The sequence below is a fragment of the Shimia sp. NS0008-38b genome (assembly GCF_040370365.1).
Taxonomy (GTDB): domain Bacteria; phylum Pseudomonadota; class Alphaproteobacteria; order Rhodobacterales; family Rhodobacteraceae; genus Shimia.
In genome coordinates this window covers 729,901-746,827 of sequence record NZ_BAABWQ010000001.1, presented here as the reverse complement: position 1 = coordinate 746,827, position 16,927 = coordinate 729,901, and the positions used below count along the sequence as shown (strand labels likewise).

The 16,927-nt window shown below is 57.0% G+C and carries 15 protein-coding genes, 1 tRNA gene and 1 pseudogene; 12 read left to right on the top strand and 5 right to left on the bottom strand.

Translation table 11 applies throughout. The features are described 5' to 3' along the window. The first annotated feature begins 371 nt into the window (after window positions 1-371). From ribB to nusB, 3 genes are read left to right on the top strand one after another with little or no spacing between them, the layout of a single operon-like run. A complete protein-coding gene (ribB, locus tag ABWV47_RS03655; RefSeq protein ID WP_353308485.1) occupies window positions 372-1,493 on the top strand; it encodes a 3,4-dihydroxy-2-butanone-4-phosphate synthase in 1,122 nt (373 codons plus the stop codon). 3 nt (window positions 1,494-1,496) lie between these two features. Continuing rightward, window positions 1,497-2,048 (top strand): 6,7-dimethyl-8-ribityllumazine synthase, encoded by a 552-nt coding sequence (locus ABWV47_RS03650; RefSeq protein WP_353308484.1) that lies wholly within the window; start codon window positions 1,497-1,499, stop codon window positions 2,046-2,048. Beyond that, window positions 2,045-2,515 carry a transcription antitermination factor NusB gene (gene nusB, locus ABWV47_RS03645; RefSeq protein ID WP_353308483.1) on the top strand — a complete coding sequence of 157 codons (471 nt, stop codon included), beginning with the start codon at window positions 2,045-2,047 and terminating at the stop codon, window positions 2,513-2,515. Before ABWV47_RS03650 ends, nusB begins: the two co-directional genes overlap by 4 nt. Window positions 2,516-2,671: 156 nt before the next feature. Here nusB and ABWV47_RS03640 read toward each other — a convergent pair whose 3' ends face one another. Then, complete coding sequence (locus ABWV47_RS03640) at window positions 2,672-2,893, bottom strand: winged helix-turn-helix transcriptional regulator (RefSeq protein ID WP_353308482.1); 222 nt, start codon at window positions 2,891-2,893, stop codon at window positions 2,672-2,674. Here ABWV47_RS03640 and ABWV47_RS21045 point away from each other — a divergent pair. Continuing rightward, window positions 2,852-2,938, top strand: a pseudogene (locus ABWV47_RS21045) (GFA family protein); the annotation flags it as partial. The gene ABWV47_RS03640 and the pseudogene ABWV47_RS21045 sit on opposite strands and share 42 nt — an antisense overlap. Window positions 2,939-3,222: 284 nt before the next feature. Then, a complete protein-coding gene (locus ABWV47_RS03630) occupies window positions 3,223-3,552 on the top strand; it encodes a hypothetical protein (protein ID WP_353308481.1) in 330 nt (109 codons plus the stop codon). A 54-nt stretch (window positions 3,553-3,606) separates the two neighbouring features. Here ABWV47_RS03630 and ABWV47_RS03625 read toward each other — a convergent pair whose 3' ends face one another. From ABWV47_RS03625 to ABWV47_RS03615, 3 genes are read right to left on the bottom strand one after another with little or no spacing between them, the layout of a single operon-like run. Continuing rightward, window positions 3,607-4,044: an SRPBCC family protein gene (locus ABWV47_RS03625; protein ID WP_353308480.1), complete on the bottom strand. Its 438-nt coding sequence runs from the start codon at window positions 4,042-4,044 to the stop codon at window positions 3,607-3,609. Then, window positions 4,019-4,363: an ArsR/SmtB family transcription factor gene (locus ABWV47_RS03620; RefSeq protein WP_353308479.1), complete on the bottom strand. Its 345-nt coding sequence runs from the start codon at window positions 4,361-4,363 to the stop codon at window positions 4,019-4,021. Before ABWV47_RS03620 ends, ABWV47_RS03625 begins: the two co-directional genes overlap by 26 nt. A gap of 23 nt (window positions 4,364-4,386) precedes the next feature. After that, window positions 4,387-4,824 carry a hypothetical protein gene (locus ABWV47_RS03615; protein ID WP_353308478.1) on the bottom strand — a complete coding sequence of 146 codons (438 nt, stop codon included), beginning with the start codon at window positions 4,822-4,824 and terminating at the stop codon, window positions 4,387-4,389. Window positions 4,825-4,961: 137 nt separating this feature from the next. Between ABWV47_RS03615 and ABWV47_RS03610 the strand changes: the two genes are divergently transcribed. Then, window positions 4,962-5,747, top strand: a complete 786-nt coding sequence (locus tag ABWV47_RS03610) for an ATP-grasp domain-containing protein (protein ID WP_353308477.1) — start codon at window positions 4,962-4,964, stop codon at window positions 5,745-5,747. A gap of 258 nt (window positions 5,748-6,005) precedes the next feature. Next, window positions 6,006-6,491 carry an MmcB family DNA repair protein gene (locus ABWV47_RS03605; RefSeq protein WP_353308476.1) on the top strand — a complete coding sequence of 162 codons (486 nt, stop codon included), beginning with the start codon at window positions 6,006-6,008 and terminating at the stop codon, window positions 6,489-6,491. 82 nt (window positions 6,492-6,573) lie between these two features. Here the strand turns inward: ABWV47_RS03605 and ABWV47_RS03600 are convergent, their stop codons facing one another. Further along, complete coding sequence (locus ABWV47_RS03600; RefSeq protein ID WP_353308475.1) at window positions 6,574-6,762, bottom strand: DUF6324 family protein; 189 nt, start codon at window positions 6,760-6,762, stop codon at window positions 6,574-6,576. Between the two features lie 110 nt (window positions 6,763-6,872). Here ABWV47_RS03600 and ABWV47_RS03595 point away from each other — a divergent pair, with 110 nt between their 5' ends. The 5 genes from ABWV47_RS03595 to ABWV47_RS03575 all read left to right on the top strand — a co-directional run bounded on the left by ABWV47_RS03595 (window position 6,873) and on the right by ABWV47_RS03575 (window position 16,887). Then, window positions 6,873-7,361 carry a GNAT family N-acetyltransferase gene (locus tag ABWV47_RS03595; protein ID WP_353308474.1) on the top strand — a complete coding sequence of 163 codons (489 nt, stop codon included), beginning with the start codon at window positions 6,873-6,875 and terminating at the stop codon, window positions 7,359-7,361. Window positions 7,362-7,403: 42 nt separating this feature from the next. Continuing rightward, window positions 7,404-7,480: transfer RNA gene (locus tag ABWV47_RS03590), tRNA-His, on the top strand. A gap of 418 nt (window positions 7,481-7,898) precedes the next feature. Next, window positions 7,899-10,214, top strand: a complete 2,316-nt coding sequence (locus ABWV47_RS03585; protein WP_353308473.1) for a FecR domain-containing protein — start codon at window positions 7,899-7,901, stop codon at window positions 10,212-10,214. A gap of 35 nt (window positions 10,215-10,249) precedes the next feature. Beyond that, a complete protein-coding gene (locus tag ABWV47_RS03580; protein WP_353308472.1) occupies window positions 10,250-15,148 on the top strand; it encodes a PKD domain-containing protein in 4,899 nt (1,632 codons plus the stop codon). Next, entirely contained in the window at window positions 15,145-16,887 is a 1,743-nt protein-coding gene (locus ABWV47_RS03575; protein WP_353308471.1) for an adenylate/guanylate cyclase domain-containing protein, read from the top strand. The genes ABWV47_RS03580 and ABWV47_RS03575 overlap by 4 nt, the downstream gene beginning before the upstream one ends. Window positions 16,888-16,927 lie beyond the last annotated feature (40 nt).

Genomic DNA, 16,927 nt, shown 5'->3' with positions numbered 1-16,927 from the left:
GGTGACCTTTCGCGGACGGTGATGCAACGTGCGCGCCTGCGCGCAAAGTAAGTTGGCCGCTGTTCAGATTTCATCCAGCCGGGGCCACAGAGCGGGGCTACATGCCCAGCACATTTGTGTCCTCCACATCCATTCATCTCACTCACGTTGCGGCGTTGCCAGGCTCAGCTTCTGCCGAGCCATGCCCAACATTTGCAAGAAGGCCGATAGGCTTTGGAAAATGGCGGGAGCCGCACTCTTTCACAAAGAACCACGGCACTGTGCGGGAATAGCCATGTGCCGTTGCGTTTTTGAACGCATTGGCGTCGCAGCTGCACTGGCGTTCATTCCGTCTTTGGTCTATCTGAGCCGCAACACAGCGGAGACAGCCCATGTCCTTTGAAAAGCCCGGCCCCGTAGAGCAAAGCCTGCGCGACGCCATCAGTCCGATTGAAGAAATCATTGCAGAGGCGCGCAATGGCAAGATGTACATTCTTGTGGATCATGAGGATCGTGAAAACGAAGGTGATTTGATCATTCCGGCAGAGTTCGCGGACGCGGATGCCGTCAATTTTATGGCCACGCATGGGCGCGGCTTGATCTGTTTGCCCATGACCGCAGAGCGGATTGACCGCTTGGATCTGCCGATGATGGCGGTGAACAATTCCTCTCGCCACGAAACAGCTTTCACCGTTTCCATTGAGGCGCGCGAAGGGGTCAGTACTGGGATTTCTGCAGGTGACCGCGCTTTGACCATCGCCACCGCGATCAATGAACAGAACACCATGGCAGCGTTGGCAACGCCAGGGCATGTGTTCCCGTTGCGTGCAAAACGCGGCGGGGTGCTGGTGCGGGCCGGGCACACGGAAGCGTCGGTTGATATTTCGCGTCTTGCGGGGTGTCACCCAAGTGCGGTGATCTGTGAGATCATGAATGACGATGGCACCATGTCGCGTCTTCCAGAGCTTGTAGACTTTGCCAAAAAACACGATCTGAAAATCGGTACAATCAGCGATCTGATTGCCTATCGCTCCCGCGTGGACAATGAGGTGGTGCAAACCTCTCAAGAAACCGTGACGTCAGAATATGGCGGGGATTGGGACATGCGGATTTTCACCGACCAAATCCACGGCGTAGAGCATGTGGTGATGATCAAAGGGGATATCTCCACAGAGTCGCCGGTTTTGGTGCGCACCCACGCGCTGCATGAGGCGGGTGACGTTTTGGGTCTGGGGCCTAAGTCTGCCAATGAGCTGCCAGCTGCGATGCGCAAGATTGCAGAAGAAGGCCGTGGCGCTGTGTGTCTGTTCCGCGAACCCCGTCACAGCCTTTATGCGGTGGATGACGAGGGCCCTCGTATTGTCAAACGCACCGGGCTTGGCGCGCAAATCCTGTCCAGCTTGGGCTGTAAGGAGCTGATTTTGCTGACAGACAGCCCGAAAACGAAATATCTTGGTCTGGACGCTTATGGGCTGTCTATTGTGGGCACACGTCCCATTCTGTCGGAGGAATAAATCATGGCTGGCGCAGAAAACCACTACATCATGCCGCGCGCAGAATTTGACAAGCCGGTGAAGCTCGCGATTGTGATGTCCCCGTATTACAAGGACATCGCCGACAATATGCTGGCGGGTGCCGTGGCCGAGATTGAGGCCGCTGGTGGCACTTATGAGGTTGTCAACGTGCCCGGTGCGCTGGAAATTCCCACCGCAATTGGCATTGCGGAGCGCATGAGCAACTTTGACGGCTACGTCGCTTTGGGCTGTGTCATTCGGGGTGAGACCACCCATTATGACACGGTGTGCAACGACAGCAGTCGTGCGATCCAATTGCTGGGCCTTCAGGGATTGTGCATCGGCAATGGCATCCTGACCGTTGAGAACCGCACACAAGCCGAAGTGCGCGCCGATCCGGCGGATCAGAACAAAGGTGGTGGGGCGGCGGCTGCGGCCTTGCATCTTGTGGCGTTGAGCCGTAAGTGGGGCGCTCAGCGCAAAGGAGTCGGCTTTTTGCCCGACACCGAAGACTACAAATTGGCTGGTCAACTCAAGGACAATCCATCGGCATGACCCTATCCGGTAACCAGAAACGCAAGATGAAATCCGCCTCCCGTCTTTATGCGGTGCAGGCGCTCTTTCAAATGGAAAGCTCAAGCCAGACAGTGGATCAGGTGCGGGTGGAGTTTTTGGACCATCGGTTTGGAGCCGAAGTTGATGAGGGTACCGATATGATCGAGGGTGATGTGGACCTGTTCCGCAAAACGCTTGAGGACGCGGTGAACTATCAAGCGCCAATTGACCAAATGACCGACCGTGCATTGGTTGCAAAATGGCCAATTGATCGGATTGACCCAACACTGCGCGCGCTGTTTCGTGCGGCTGGCGCAGAGCTGCTTCAAAGCGATGTGCCACCCAAAGTGGCAATCTCTGAATACGTCAGCATCTCTTTGGCTTTTTTCCCGGAAGGCAAAGAAAGCAAATTTGTGAACGCTGTGCTTGATCACATGGCCCGCGAAGCCAAGCCAGAAGCATTCTAAGCGCCACGCGGGTGGTTTTGCACCTGCCTCAGCCGCTGCTTTGGGCGTCATATCCATAAAATACTGTGGCGGGGTCCGGATGTGCGGCATATGCACATTGGACTAGCGTGAGAGGCTCTGCATCAGCGGCAGCAAATCCGCGCCTTTGGGCGTGAGTTAGTAGCTGTGCCGCGGCGGATTGCTTTGGTAAGGTTGTTTGATGACCAGCGCGTTGTCTTCCATTTGAGAGAGCCGCGACGCCCATATGTTGGTTGTGATCTTTTCTGGGCCTGCCAGAAAATCCGCAATTTTTGCTTTGCCGTTGACAAGATTGCGCAAAATTACCAGTGTCGAGCGATCCCCGACAAGTTCGAGCCCATCACGGTTGGCCATTGCCATTGTGAGGATTGCCGCAAATCAAGCGGCGCAGGTCACTGCACGCGCATGGCGGTGCCAGAGGCCGCAATAATGATCCGTGGGGAGATGGGCCTGCAAAGCTTTGAAGGTGAAATCCCACCTGAGGCCATGGCGGAGATGATGGCAGCACAGTGAGGCGCTGGGGATTTTAAAGCCCTGTTAACCTTGAGCGGTCAGGGTGTGCCAAACCGACGACGCGCTGCTGGATATGCACGTTGCATGCGCATAGAGCAAACAGGACAAGGTGTCGCGCCGACGTGACTTGCTGTTCTGGTGCAGCTGTCGTTTAATGAGTGCGAGGAGGCACTGCCATGCCAAAGCTTATTTCACTGTACATCCGCCAGGTGGCCATTGGGTTCGCCATTTCCGCAGCCTTTGTGGCGATGTTGCTCACTTTCAACGTTGCCAACCTTTGGCATCTTATGAGCAACAGCTCTGAGGGTGTTTTGGCCGTCGCGGTCATGTGGGTGCTGAATGGGATTGTGTTCGCCGGGGTGCAGTTTGGCATCGCTGTCATGCGCATGAAAGAGGATGAACATCCCGGTGGTGGCAAACGCCAGATGATGCCGGTGATGTTGGCAGAACCGGTGCCGGTGAAAGTGGATCGCCGCACCTCTCAGCAGCGCCAAATGCGCCGCTAAACTGTTCCAAAGAGAGTAAAAGCGCCCCAGATTGTAGGGCGCTTTTTTTGTGGGTTATTGCATGTCATGCAGGTTGAGCAGGAAGCCGTGCCAGCCTTTGTCCAGCGCCAGAACCAAGCCAAAACCATCAGCGTTGGCGGGCAGGCCGGAATGGATCAACGTCAAGCGTGTGCCGCCGGGCGCGTCTGACAGCTCCCAAGTCACAGAAGTCATCTGACCTTGCATTGGGCCCACAGTGAAATCCCATTTCATGTAGTCGTGCGGACGGGCCTCCACAACTTTGCCCCAGCACATGCGATCCCCATCCTTTTGAGAGAGCAATGTGTACTCTTCGCCCGCAGCCAAGTCAGCGTCGGCAGGGTGAAACCACTCTTTGAGCAGGTCCGCTTTGGTTAAGAAGTCCCATACGCGTGTTTTGGGCGCGGCGAGAAACACAGACTTGCGAATGGTCGTGTCTTGGGAAAGCTCAGTCATTGTTGCGTCCAGTGTCATCAGAAGTTTCCTTTTCAATTGCAGTTTTCAATGCGGTCAAACGGTCATCCCAGAACTGATCAAACCACCCCATCCATTCGAGTGCGGGTTTGAGAGCTAAGGCATTCAGAGAGTTCACTTTTTCGCGTCCTCGGGCGGATACGGAAATCAGACCGCCATCAGACAACACCACAAGGTGCTTTTTGACGGCGGCGCGGGTCATGTCGAAATTCTCTGCCACCTCAGCGATGGTCATAGGGGTGTGCCCGAGCATCTTGAGGATGTCGCGGCGGGTGGGATCACCAAGGGCGCGGAATACGGGTTGCAGTGGATCGGTCATAAGAGGAAAGTCCTGACGTAAATTTAGCGGGTTTCTGGCGCAGGTGTTTGGCCGGAGAGGTGCGCCAAAAGACTGTTCTCAAAAAAATGCTGCCACCCACGGGTACAGACATCTAAGCAGTCCAAAGACGCGTTTAGCCCCTTATGTTCCAGAGTGATGTCGCATCCATCGCTGGTGGGGATGATGGTCCAATGTAGGCAGGTGCCGGTCCATTCTGTGGTATCGGCTACATCCTCGATGATCATGTGGGCGTCTGTGCAACGCCATATCAGCGGTTGGTCGGTGTCGAAAACAAAAGTCACGTGACTGTTGTTGAAACGGGCTGTGACACCGTCTGGGGTGCGTTCGGCGCGCAACGTCCACCACAGATGCATTTCGTCAAAGATGGCGGTGCGGGCATGTGCGGCATCCATCGGCACCGAAATCGTTGCGCGGTAATTTTGCAGTGGTGGGGCGGGCATGTGCATGGCGTGTCCTCATCCAAGTGATACCAAATGGTATCTCAATTGATATGATACCATTTGGTATCGAGTCAAGTGTGTTGACGATGTCCCGCAAATTTGTGTCGTCACGACCTGCACAGCAAAGGGACGCCAGAATGCAATGGTTGCTGCAAGACTTTGAAGACACGCGCAAACTCGGCGATACCCTATTGGCGATGGGCCGTGACTTCAGTTGGCATAAAATTGTGCCATTTGTCGGGGCGCTGACGCCTGAGCCTGTGATCAAAGACAAGCGGTCAGTTGTGTTGTTTGGTGCATACAGCATGTGGAAATACGCTGAGTCGCATGCGCTGGAACCCGGCGTCTTTCGTATTGAGCCATTTCTGCGTCAGGATGCATGGCAACCGTATCTGTTAAATGGTCCAGACGCCCTTGTGATCCGCTTTGACCAATGCGGTGTGCATTTGAACGGGACTGATGAAGATGTGTTTTTGCGCCCTGTTGAGGATAGCAAAGAGATTCCGGGACGCGTGATGGCGGCGTCTGAGATTGTGGCGTTGTCCAAACGGGTGTCGGCGTTGCCAGAGGACGAACTGCCTATTGGCTCGCTACGGGGCGACACTGAGGTGATGTTATGTGCACCGCGGCGGATATTAGAAGAATGGCGTTTGTGGGTGGCAGACGATCAAGTCGTGACCTATTCGCGCTACAAGCAGGCTGGTCGGGTGGACTACGTGCCTCACATTCCGCCTGAGGTGTTGGCCTTCGGGGAGACGATGGCGCAGGCCAATGCAGGATATGCACCAGCATATGTGATGGACATTTGCCGCATCGCAGATGGGTTGCGGATCATCGAAACCAACGGGATCAATGCAGCGGGATTTTACGCGGCTGATCTCAAGGCGATTGTTTTGGCAATTGAACGCCTATGTGAGAGATAAAGTGGCGGGCCCGCAAACGCAGCCGTAGGGTTATCTCATTCCCGAGGACCTGTATGTACAGGTGGGCGCCAGGTAATCAGGCCAGGGCCAGAACAGAGCCAGCTCCCTCGGAATTGCTTAAGGCCACCGGAATGCAACCGTATTACGAGAAGGGCAGAACCCGCCGACCCTGTATCTATGCCTGAGGCACGCGCGGCGCAAGGGGCGTGGCCAAATTACCCTATTGCATTTTGTTCCCCAAATGTTCACGTTTGCTATATGGAAAACACTGCGACACAAACCCTGCAACCGGGGCAACTTCTGGCGCGTGGCGTGAGCCGCCATCTGCGCAGTCATGGCTATGTTTCTATTGAAGAATTTGTTCCTGATCGGGGGCTTCGCGTGGATGTGATGGCTTTGGGTCCCAAAGGGGAGCTTTGGGTGATTGAATGCAAATCCAGCCGGGCGGATTTCCAATCTGACAGCAAATGGCAGAACTACCTTGAATGGTGTGATCGCTATTTTTGGGCCGTGGACACCGATTTCCCCACCGATCTGCTGCCAGAGGGAACCGGGCTTATCTTTGCGGATGGCTATGACGCGGAAATTATCCGTATGGGACCCGAAGACAAACTTGCACCGGCGCGTCGCAAAAAGCTGATCCAAAAATTCGCGGTGGACGCGGCCCGTCGTTTACAGCGATACCGCGATCCAAAACTGGCACCGCTTCCTGATGATGAAGCGCTCTCGTCCTCTGAGAGGTGACAAACGCCTTTGTGTGATGTGTTCGGCGGGTCAGGGCGCAAAGGGGAGCCCGGATCCTGCGAGCCAGCTGTGAGCCGTTGTCTCAGTCCGCCATCTGACGAGCTGTTGCAGCTGCCGCACGGATCTCCTCAGCGATTTCTTCTGCCTCTTCCGGGTCAAAGTCCATTGGCACTTCAACACCATTTGCTTCTATGAAAATCCGCACAAACCCTTGGTCGGTTGGACCGATCTGCAAGTTGGCTTCGATGTCGCTTTCGGTGTTGATGCCCATTTGGCTCTCCCGGGTGTTCTCCTGAGTTGTCGTTTCGGGTAGCCTGTCGGGACGCCAAAGGCAAGAAGTGGTGCAATGTATCGGCCGTAAGACTGCGTAAGGAGAGACAAATGGACACGGGAATTGACCTGCGCCCCTTTTGTGAGGCCGATCTGGATTGGTTGGTGGAGAGCCATGCGACGCTCTATGCGCGCAACGACGGTTTTGACGACACTTTTGGTCCGTTGGTTGCAGAAATTTTGCAAGACTTTCTCACCGAACACGATCCCGTGCTGGAGCGAGGTTGGGTTGCGCAACATGATCAGCGGCGCATTGGCAGTATTTTTTGTGTCAAAGCAGATCAGGAAAACTGGGCCAAACTTCGTTTGTTTCTGGTGCTGCCAGAAGCGCGTGGATTTGGCCTTGGACAGCGCCTTTTGGACACATGTATGGGGTTTGCCCAAGGCGTGGGTTTTGATGGAATTAAACTTTGGACACATCAGAGCCACAAAGCCGCTTGCGCGCTTTATGATAAAAACGGATTTCATTTGGCGGCGCAGCGACCGGTCCACAACTTTGGATGTGATCTGATCGAACAAACTTACAAAATCGCATTTTAGGTGCTTGCATTCGCCATCCGGGAGCGCTAAATCGCCCTTGTTGCCGCCTTAGCTCAGTTGGTTAGAGCACTGGTTTGTGGAACCAGGGGTCCCCCGTTCGAGCCGGGGAGGCGGTACCATCCTCCCCCAATGTGTGTGTTCAAACAGAGCCGAGTATGTCCGGCTTTGGTGACAATCTGGTTTGCGTTCTATGACATCTGCGTGACCATTGTTGGTGATCCAAGCGACATCGTTTTGGCACGATCTTGGGATCAAGCGTGGCGCTCAGAGGCCTGCATGATGATTCAAAGCCTCTTTGAAGACAGAGCTTTGGCGTGTACGCTGTTTCTTTTTTGTGGAAAATGTAGCTGGATTTTGGAAGTTTGTTTCTGGGTGATGTGGAAATTCGGCCGCAAGACCCTTAAAAACTTGCCTATTTTGAAAACTTGTAGAACGATCTAAGCAAAGCATTAACCATAATTAGATTTCGCTGTCTCAGGGGGAGGCGCAGGCATGTTGTGTCCTGCCAACGACCGAAGACACATTGTAAAACGACTTTTGAGGGTCTCCGCAATTGTTGCGGGTTTGGCCATTGGAAGCTTTTCGCCTTTGCTTGCGCAAACCGACGACTTGGGTGCGCCGTATGAGCTGATCCTCTATGATGGCGAGGAAACGCTGCGTGATTTTGTGGCGCGCCACCTCAGCGACCCGGATCTATGGCCGGCGGTTCTACAAATCAACGCATTGGAGTCACCGGCTGATTTTGTCGCTGGACTACAAGTTCAGATGCCAGTGCGTCAGGTGGCTCTGGCAGATCAAGCGTTGGCGAGTTCGCTACAGGCGATTCAAAAGGCTACGTCAGAGGGCGCACGCTTGTTTGCGCCTGAGCAAATTGGCGCGGCGATTGCGGATCGAGACGCAGCTGTTGGCTATCGCGGTGAGGGGGCATGGCGCAAAGTTGTGAGTTTCGCAGAGACCGCGACCACACACGCCACAGAAGCATTTGAGATAGCCTTAGCGCAGCGTGACCGGGCTGCGGAAGCTTTGATCACCGACATTCATGGTCAGGTGGAAGGACGCGACCCTGCCGAGCCCGCGTGGTCTGATCGCGACATAAATGACATTCTGGTCGAATTTGAAAAGCTGCGCACGCTTACCAACTCAACAACGCAGGTCACGTTTCGCGATCTCAGCCGCCTGCGCCTGAACCCCAATTCCAATGCCACAATTCAACGCATGCGGTCTGATCCTTTGACCGGCAAAGAAGTCACAAAAGTGTCGCTTGCGAACGGTGATTTTTACGCTTTGCTCAATCAGCTTTCGGATCGGGATAGCTTTGAAATTGATGTGCCGGGCATTCAGACCACAACAGACAGCGATGATTTCTGGATCAAGAAAGATGCCGACAAAGCTCTGTTTGTGAACTATGACACCGCAGTTTTGGACATCGACAGCGGCGCAACACTAGTGTCGCTTGGACAGGATGAAGGGGTTGTGATCACCGAAGCCGGCGTGGCCGAACGGGCGCAGGTTTTGGACCGACCGCTGCTCAGCGCGCCAGTCAATGAAGATGACGTCTATGGCAATGCCGTCGGGCTGGCGTGGCAAGCCTATCCTGAGGCCACAGGGTATTGGTTTGAGGTTGCTGGCGATCCTGGGTTCAATCGAATGATCTCCACAGAGTGGGGGATCAAAAAGCTGAGGTTTCCGTTGGAGGGATTGGAACCGGGTGGCTATTTTTGGCGGGTTGCCGCTCTGGATGGGCTTGGCTTGCCGGGCAAATGGAGCGAAGTGCGGTCGTTTAATGTACGGCTGGACAGCACACCACCGTATTTGGCCTTGTTGGCACCCGCCGAGGGACTGTTGGTGGAGACACCCAGCATAGAAGTGTTCGGCGCCTCAGAAACGGATGTGGATCTGACCGTAAATGGCATTGCGGTCGACGTTCATTCTGATGGCAGCTTTCGCACCGACGTTATGCTTGTTCCCGGCGCAAACCAGATCGTTTTGGTCGCGGTTGATCCGGCAGGCAACAGCACCGAGCGTCGCGGCCAGCTGCGGTATGTGGCGCGCGAAGATGTTGAGGTGGTGATAAATCCCGATTTGGCGCGCGATAGCACAGGCACATTGGTGAGCCGCAATCCAGAGATGACGGTGTACGCCGCCTCATCGGCGCGTCCCGGTCAGCAGGTGCGTCTGTTGGATGTCGACGGAGCCGTGGTTAGGCAGACGCAGACCGGGGTGGGTGGCATTGTGGCAATTTCGGTGCCGGTGACAACAGAGCCGATGGCCTTTTCGGTTGAAGTTCTTTCAGAGGGTGGTGTGCCAACGGGGGCGGCAGCGTTCTCCGTTGTGCTTGACCGAGATCCGCCAGAGTTGGTGTTGGATATGCCCGCGCCGCGCGCCACACAGGAGACCAGATTGGACCTGACCGGCACGTTGGGGGATGCGGTGACGTTGCGCCTAAATGGGGTCAAACAAGATATTTTTGACGGTAGCTTTGCCATGCAAGTCGATCTTTCTGAAGGAAAAAATAAGATTGAACTACTTGCGATTGATGCGGCTGGAAACGTCGGCGTTCTGTTGCTGGAGACCTTTCTTGATCTGACGCCGCCAGAGGTGTCGGAAGCGGTGATCACAAGACCGCAGGGAACCAGTGGGCCAATTGAGATTGTGGTGCGCGCGCTGGACGAGAGTGGGCTGCGACAGGCCGCGCCGTATCTGGCGGAGGTCGGAGACAAGGAATTTGAGGGGTATCTGCGGTGTGACACCGCTGCGGGGCTGTGCCGGGCGAGTTTGCCTGAAACAGACGGTGAAATGCGCCTGATTGAAGTGGTTTTGCAGGATTACGCAGGGAACGAGGTGATCCGGTGATGGGGATGGCTGTGGGGAAGATTGTGAAGATGCGGATGAGTGATGCAATGCGAGGGGCGCTGAGGCTGCTTTTTGCAGTGATGGCAACTTGGGGAACCAACGTATCTGCGCAGGATGTCAGCGCGCCACCTGACGAGGGCCTATTGGTTGTCTATGGTGCATTGGCCCCAACTCGTGAGGGTGATGTTGATCATCGTGAGGTGGTATTTTTTAGTGTTCCCAAAGATTTGCGGGATAGAGTTTACGTGCGTGCCTTTGACCCCGAAATGCGTGGTGCCCATGATTTCCGGTATGGCCGTGCAGGCAATACCCAGACGATCTTCCGGGTCTATGGTGGTGCCGGTGCGTTTCAAGATGCCACCCTGCCAACGCCGGTGGCGGCAGGCAGCACCCCTAAGAAACAGCGACGCGCAGACGTGTTGGCCGCACAGCCCGGAGAGATTCTGAGGGAGGCGCAATTTGGTTCTGAGGCTGAAACTGATGGGCAATGGGTTTCCATCGGGTCCGTGCGGGCGCGGCAAGGCGATGTGGTCGGTGATAGGGCGTGGTTTCGGATCGAAGTGCTCGGCGCTGATGGGGACGATGGGAACGGGTTCAATCTGGATGTGAGCCTTCTGCGAGATGCGCATCGCCGCCCGCAAGAGTTACAGATGTTGGCCTATCAACCAACGATCCGTTGGCCGGGGTCCGGGCCCGGCACGCGGGTGGAATTTGAGGCGATATCGGGCCCTATAACGGTCCAGAACTTTGACGGAGCCGCGGCGGATCTGCGCATCAACCGAATGTATTCGGATGTGGCGGTGCGCGCGTCAGGTCAAAACGTGTGGGCCAGTGAGGACATCGCGGCGGATGTTTTGGCGGGCGAGGATGTGGTGGCGCTCACCCTGCAGGGCGGATTTGAGACCCCCAACGATGTCACTCTGAGTTTGTTTGATGCGGAGGGCGCTGCTTTGCCGATCATCATGCCGCCTCGCCAAGCTCCTGCGCCAGAGCGGCCTGAGGCGCGTCCCAGAGCGCGCGAACTGGCGGATTGTTCCAGCGTCGCGTTTGACGGCAGCCTGCCCAACACTGATCCCCTGATGTCCTATGACTGGGCCTTTGGAGATGGCGGCCAGTCCGATGAACCCGTCATCGTTTACAGCTATGCAGCGCCCGGAAAGCTCAATGCGCGTTTGCGTGTGTTGCTGCCCGGTACACGGGCTGCACGTGGCGCGGAATCTGAGGTGCCTGTGCATGTGCGAGTGGCACCGCGCGCGGTGGCCGGGGCGCCTGTGACTGTGGCGCCGGGCGAAGTTGTGCCGTTCTCTGGGGTGGCGTCTGTGCCATCTGACAGCCCGATCACCCGCTATCAGTGGACCTTTGGAGATGGTGCCATTGCGGAGACGGCTGAGGTGGATCATGTTTTCGCCGCGCCGGGATCATACCGTGCAGTGCTGCGGGTGATGGACGACTCCCAGCATCCGTGTAATTTCGGCGTGGCCACGCGCCTTGTCACTGTGAATTTCCCGCCGGTTGCCGAAGCAGGCACTGACGTGAACACAATTGTTGGTCGGGCGGTGACGTTGGACGGCATTGCGAGCTACGACGTGGATGGCGGCATCGACAGCTATCGATGGGACATGGGGGATGGCAGCACCTTGGACGGCAGCCTTGTGACCCATGTATACAGCGCTCCGGGAGTATATCGTGTTGCGCTTGCCGTCACAGATGACAGCGGCGTGGGAAATGACACCAGCCAAGACTTTGTGACCATTCGCGTCAACGCGCCGCCGGTTCCGGTGATTGATGGACCCACAGAGCCCGTGGCTGTGGGCGAAGCGGTGCCTTTGGATGGCAGCCGGTCCAGTGATGCGGATGGGGTGATCTTGAGCCATCAATGGGATTTTGGGGATGGGGCCATTGGCGAGGGGCCATTTGCCGAATACGCTTGGGCCAGTCCCGGTGTCTATGAGGTTGCGTTGACTGTGATCGACGACAGCGGCACTCAATCTGCCAGTCAAAGCACAAGTTTTGAGGTCATCGTCAACACGCGGCCAATCGCAGAGGCCGGACCGGATCAGTTTGTCACCGCCTCTGAAGTACAGTTTGATGGCACGGGATCGCGTGACATCGACGGGCAGATTGCCAGCTACCTTTGGGAGTTTGGTGACGGGCGCACAGGGCAGGGTCCACAACCGCTGCACTACTACGCATTGCCGGGCAGCTATGAGGTGTCGCTGACGGTGATTGACGACAGTGGTGCACCGCAAAGCAGCCATCGTGATACGATGACCGTGACTGTAAATGCTCGCCCGATTGCGGATGCTGGTCCTTCTCTGACAGTGGCGCCGGGGGAAGACTTTGTGCTCGACGCAGGCGCGTCGCTTGATCCGGATGGCTCTGTGGCGGAGCATTTGTGGTTGTTTGAGGGCGGTCTGAGCAAAGAGGGCGCGCGGGTTTCGCATACCTTTGATGCTCCGGGCCTGTATCGCATTCGGTTGCAAGTCAGCGATGATTTTGTCGGAGGAGGTGCGGTTGATGAATCTGAGGTTTTGATCACCGTGAATGCGCCTCCCGTGGCACAAGCTGGGCCGGACTTGCGTGTGGCACCGGATGACAATGTGCGTTTTGATGCGAGGTCCAGTTTTGACACCGACGGCGCATTGGCGACTTTCCAATGGGAGTTTGATGACCTGCAATTGCCGCTTGAGGCTGCGGTTGTGGAACGGGCTTGGCCAGTGCCGGGCGTGTATAACGCGCGCCTTGTGGTGCGTGACAGCAGTGGCGTGGCCAATTCCACCGCGCAGGACAGTGTGACCATTGCTGTTAATCATCGCCCGAAGGCTGACGCTGGCCCGGTGATTGATACCGATCGATTGTTGGTGACCTTGGATGCCAGTGGCTCAAGCGATGCGGATGGCGATGCGCTGATGTATTTGTGGGACTTTGGCGACGGAACGCCGGTGATGGCAGGAGAAGTGGTCAGCCATGTGTTCCCACGTGCCGGGCAGTTCCCGGTCACCTTGCGGGTAGATGACGGCGCAGGGCTGCGCAATTCGGGGGATGTGGACGCAACAACTGTGATCATCAACGCCGCCCCGGTGGCGAACGCTGGGGGCAACAAAAATGTGTGCTCGGGGCAGTCGGTGTTGTTTGATGCGTCTGCCAGTTCAGATGAGGACGGGGACCTGTTGCGCTATGCATGGGACTTCGGCGATGCAACTGGGTCCGACTTGATCAATCCAACCAAAACGTATGAAATGCCAGGTACTTATCCGGTGACCTTAAAGGTCGAGGATGAAAGCGGCAGCACCCGCGGTAGTGATCTCGACCGCATTGCTGTGATTGTCCGGGAAGGGCCAATTGCCAATGCCGGGCCGGACATGAGGGTTTGCGTCAACCAAGAGGTGCGCATGGATGGCACCGGGTCAACAGATGCAGATGGCTCGGTCAATGCCTTTGAGTGGACTTTTGGGGATGGCAGCCGCGCCAGCGGGGCGACACCTATCAAGAGCTTTGAGCGCGCGGGCGACTACGAGGTCACTTTGACCATCACCGGGGATGCGGTTGGCCAATGTAGCCCGTTGGACAAAGACACGGTGAAAGTGACGGTTTTATCCGCCCGCAGCCTTGAGATTGATGCGGTCGAACGCGCGCCAAGTGGGGAGGCCGTTCAGTTTGCGGCCGTGCTTGGTGATGAGCCTGGCACGGGAGAGCCAGTGTCGTTTGACTGGGCATTCTCTGACGGGGCCACGGCACAGGGACAGCAAGTGGCGCATGTGTTTGCAGAGCCGGGAGAGTATACGGCGACGCTGACCACCACACTTGAAGGTGGCACACAGGACTGTGGGGAGTTGGTGAGCCGTCACAAAGTTCGTATCAACGCGGCTCCCAAACCTGCGATAGATGCGCCGGATCTGATCGCATCGGGTGTTTTGGCACGGTTTGACGCCAGCGGCGCCACGGATGTGGATGGGGTTATCACAGATTACATCTGGGATTTTGGTGATGGCGCGACCGGGCGTGGGGTGGCGGGCACACACCGCTATGATGCGCCGGGCGTTTACACGCTGAGCCTCGCGGTTGTGGATGACGCGGATGTGGCCAATTCGACCGTGGTGATGCGACGCGACGTTGTGGTGAATCCGGCCCCAAAAGCGGGGCTGTCGGTGCCGGCGGCATTGTGCGTTGGCACACCCCAAGATTGGCAATTGGCCGTGGCTGACGATGTTGCGGTGAAATGGTCGTTTGGCGATGGGGCCTCAGCCGAGGGCGCGATGGCGTCTCATGTGTTTGACAAGCCGGGTCTGTTTCCGGTGCGCGTGTCCACAGATGATGGCCGCGCGCTGTCCAATTCTCAGCAAATTGAGGAAGTCTATGCGCGGGTCAACGCGCCTCCCGTTGCGGATGCTGGACCGGACCGCGTGGTCTGTCCGGGTGAAGACGTGGTGTTTCGTGCCGGTGCCTATGATGTTGATGGGGAGGTGACCGATCTGATTTGGCGTTTTTCTGATGGCGAAGAGTTGCGTGGGGCTGAAGTGCAGCGTCGTTTTGAGGTGCCGGGGTCTGTATCCGTAGAGTTGACAGCTTTGGACAACAGCGGTGCGGTCTGCAACGCGGGCGTTGATGTGGCGCAGGTGCTGGTGAACGCGGCACCGATCATTGATGCGGGGCCGGACCGTGACACCCCGGTGGGAGCCGCGCATGATGTGCTGCGCTTTGATGCCAGTGGTGTGACTGATCCGGATGGGCATGGCGTTGAAATCACGTGGACTTTTGGCGATGGCACGCAGGCAAGCGGCGCGGTGGCGCGCCATGCCTACCAAACGGCCGGGCAGTTTACCGCCACAGCCGTGGCGCGTGACAGCACGGGATTGGCCTGTGGTGTGTCACAAGACACCGCGGTGGTTCAGGCCGTTGCCCGCGACGGATTTGGTGCAGGTGAGAGCAATTGATACGCTTTCCGCTGCCGCTCAAGTTCTTCTTGTTTGCGGCTTTGATCGCGGTGGTCCCACTGGCGTTGGTGGGCAACAATCTGGTGCAGATCGCCCGGGATGAGCTCAAGAGCGCGGTAAACGAAGACCTCACCGGTGTGGCTGGGCAGCTGCGCGGGGAATTTGACAGCCTCTATCAAGGGCGTTGGCTGGCGCCGCTGATGGTGATCCGCGCCGGGGTGGACAATCCGGATTTGGGTGTGGCGCAGAAAGTCTCCCTGCTGACGGAAGGCTTAGCGCAGCTGCCTGATGTGGTCTCTCTGCAGTTGAGTGTCGAGGGATCTGACATTCCGGTCCTTGTCAGCAATGAGGGGTTTGGCGCGCGGTTGAGTGACGTTGGGCTGGATCCTGTTGCCACGCTGGCGGTTTCCAACGATCTTCTGGCCAACATCGAGGGCACCGGACAATTTGGACGGCCCCTCGTGAGCCAATTGGCGGAGACAGGTGATTGGCTGGCCACTTTGGCGCTGCCGATGGACAGTCAAATCGCCGGTCGCAAACTGACGTTGGCCGCACGGATTAACCTGCACGCCTTACAGCGCAGCGTTCAGCGCCATCCGTTTGCCGCGCGTGGCCAGATTACGGTTGTCGATCATGCGGGGCGTAGCACTTTGGTTGATCACCCTGAAATTTTGGCGGAGCGGGCGATTGTGGCCTCCGCCATGCCGTTGATCGTGGCGGGAGCGCGGGCCGATGCGCTGGAGGCCTATGCACGCCCCGACGGCACAGAGATGCTGGGTGCATATGCCTTTCCAGACTGGTTTCCCTTTGCTGTGATTGCGGAGCTGAGTGAGAAAGATGCCTACGCGGTTGTGACGCAAATGATGCGGCGCATCGTGATTGTTGGTGGGTTGGGCTTTGCGGCTGCGTCCTTTGGAGCTTTGATTTTTTCTCGGCGATTGACGGGCCCAATTCTGAAAATCGGGCGGGTGGCAGATGCGGTGAAAGACGGTGATTTCTCTGCGCGCGTGACGGGGGTGCGATCGCGAGATGAGATTGGCGATCTGGCCAGCCGCATCAACGTGATGGCAGGACAGTTGGGCGAACGGCTGGAGCTTATGAAGTTTGTCAGCCACGAAACGGTGTCTGCAATTCAAAAGCAGGACGGGGCAGGGATGAAGCGCGGGGGGGAGCGGCGTGAAGTGACCATGTTGTTCTCCGATATTCGCGGCTACACGGCCTTTTCGGAAACAGTGACCCCCGAAGAGGTGATTGAGGTGCTCAACCGCTATTTCGAAATCCAATCCGCCATTGTGGAGCGTCACGGTGGGGATATCGATAAATTTGTCGGTGACGAATTGATGGCGATGTTTGTCGGGGAAGACAAAGAAGACCGTGCCGTGCGCTGTGGTGTGGAAATCAAGGAGGCGCTTGCGGCGTCCTTTGGTGCGCAGAGCGCGCGCGAGTTGGCCGTTGGCATCGGGATTGCCTCAGGCGCGGTGGTTTTGGGGGCCATGGGGGCGCGTGATCGTATGGACTACACGGTGCTTGGCTCCACGGTGAACCTCGCCGCGCGGCTGTGTTCTAAGGCGGGTCCGTGGCAGGTCTTAGTGGATCGAGAAACCTGTGATCTGGTGGACGAAGGCCTTGCCTTGGATGAACTGCCGCCCGTTGCGCTCAAGGGGTATGGGGCGCCTGTGCCGGTGTTTCTCGCCTACTCAGAAGTCGCAACCTCCGAGCAGGTGATGCCCATACAGTGAGTTTTCTTGGCTTCATATGTTCTGAGGGACGTACTGATGT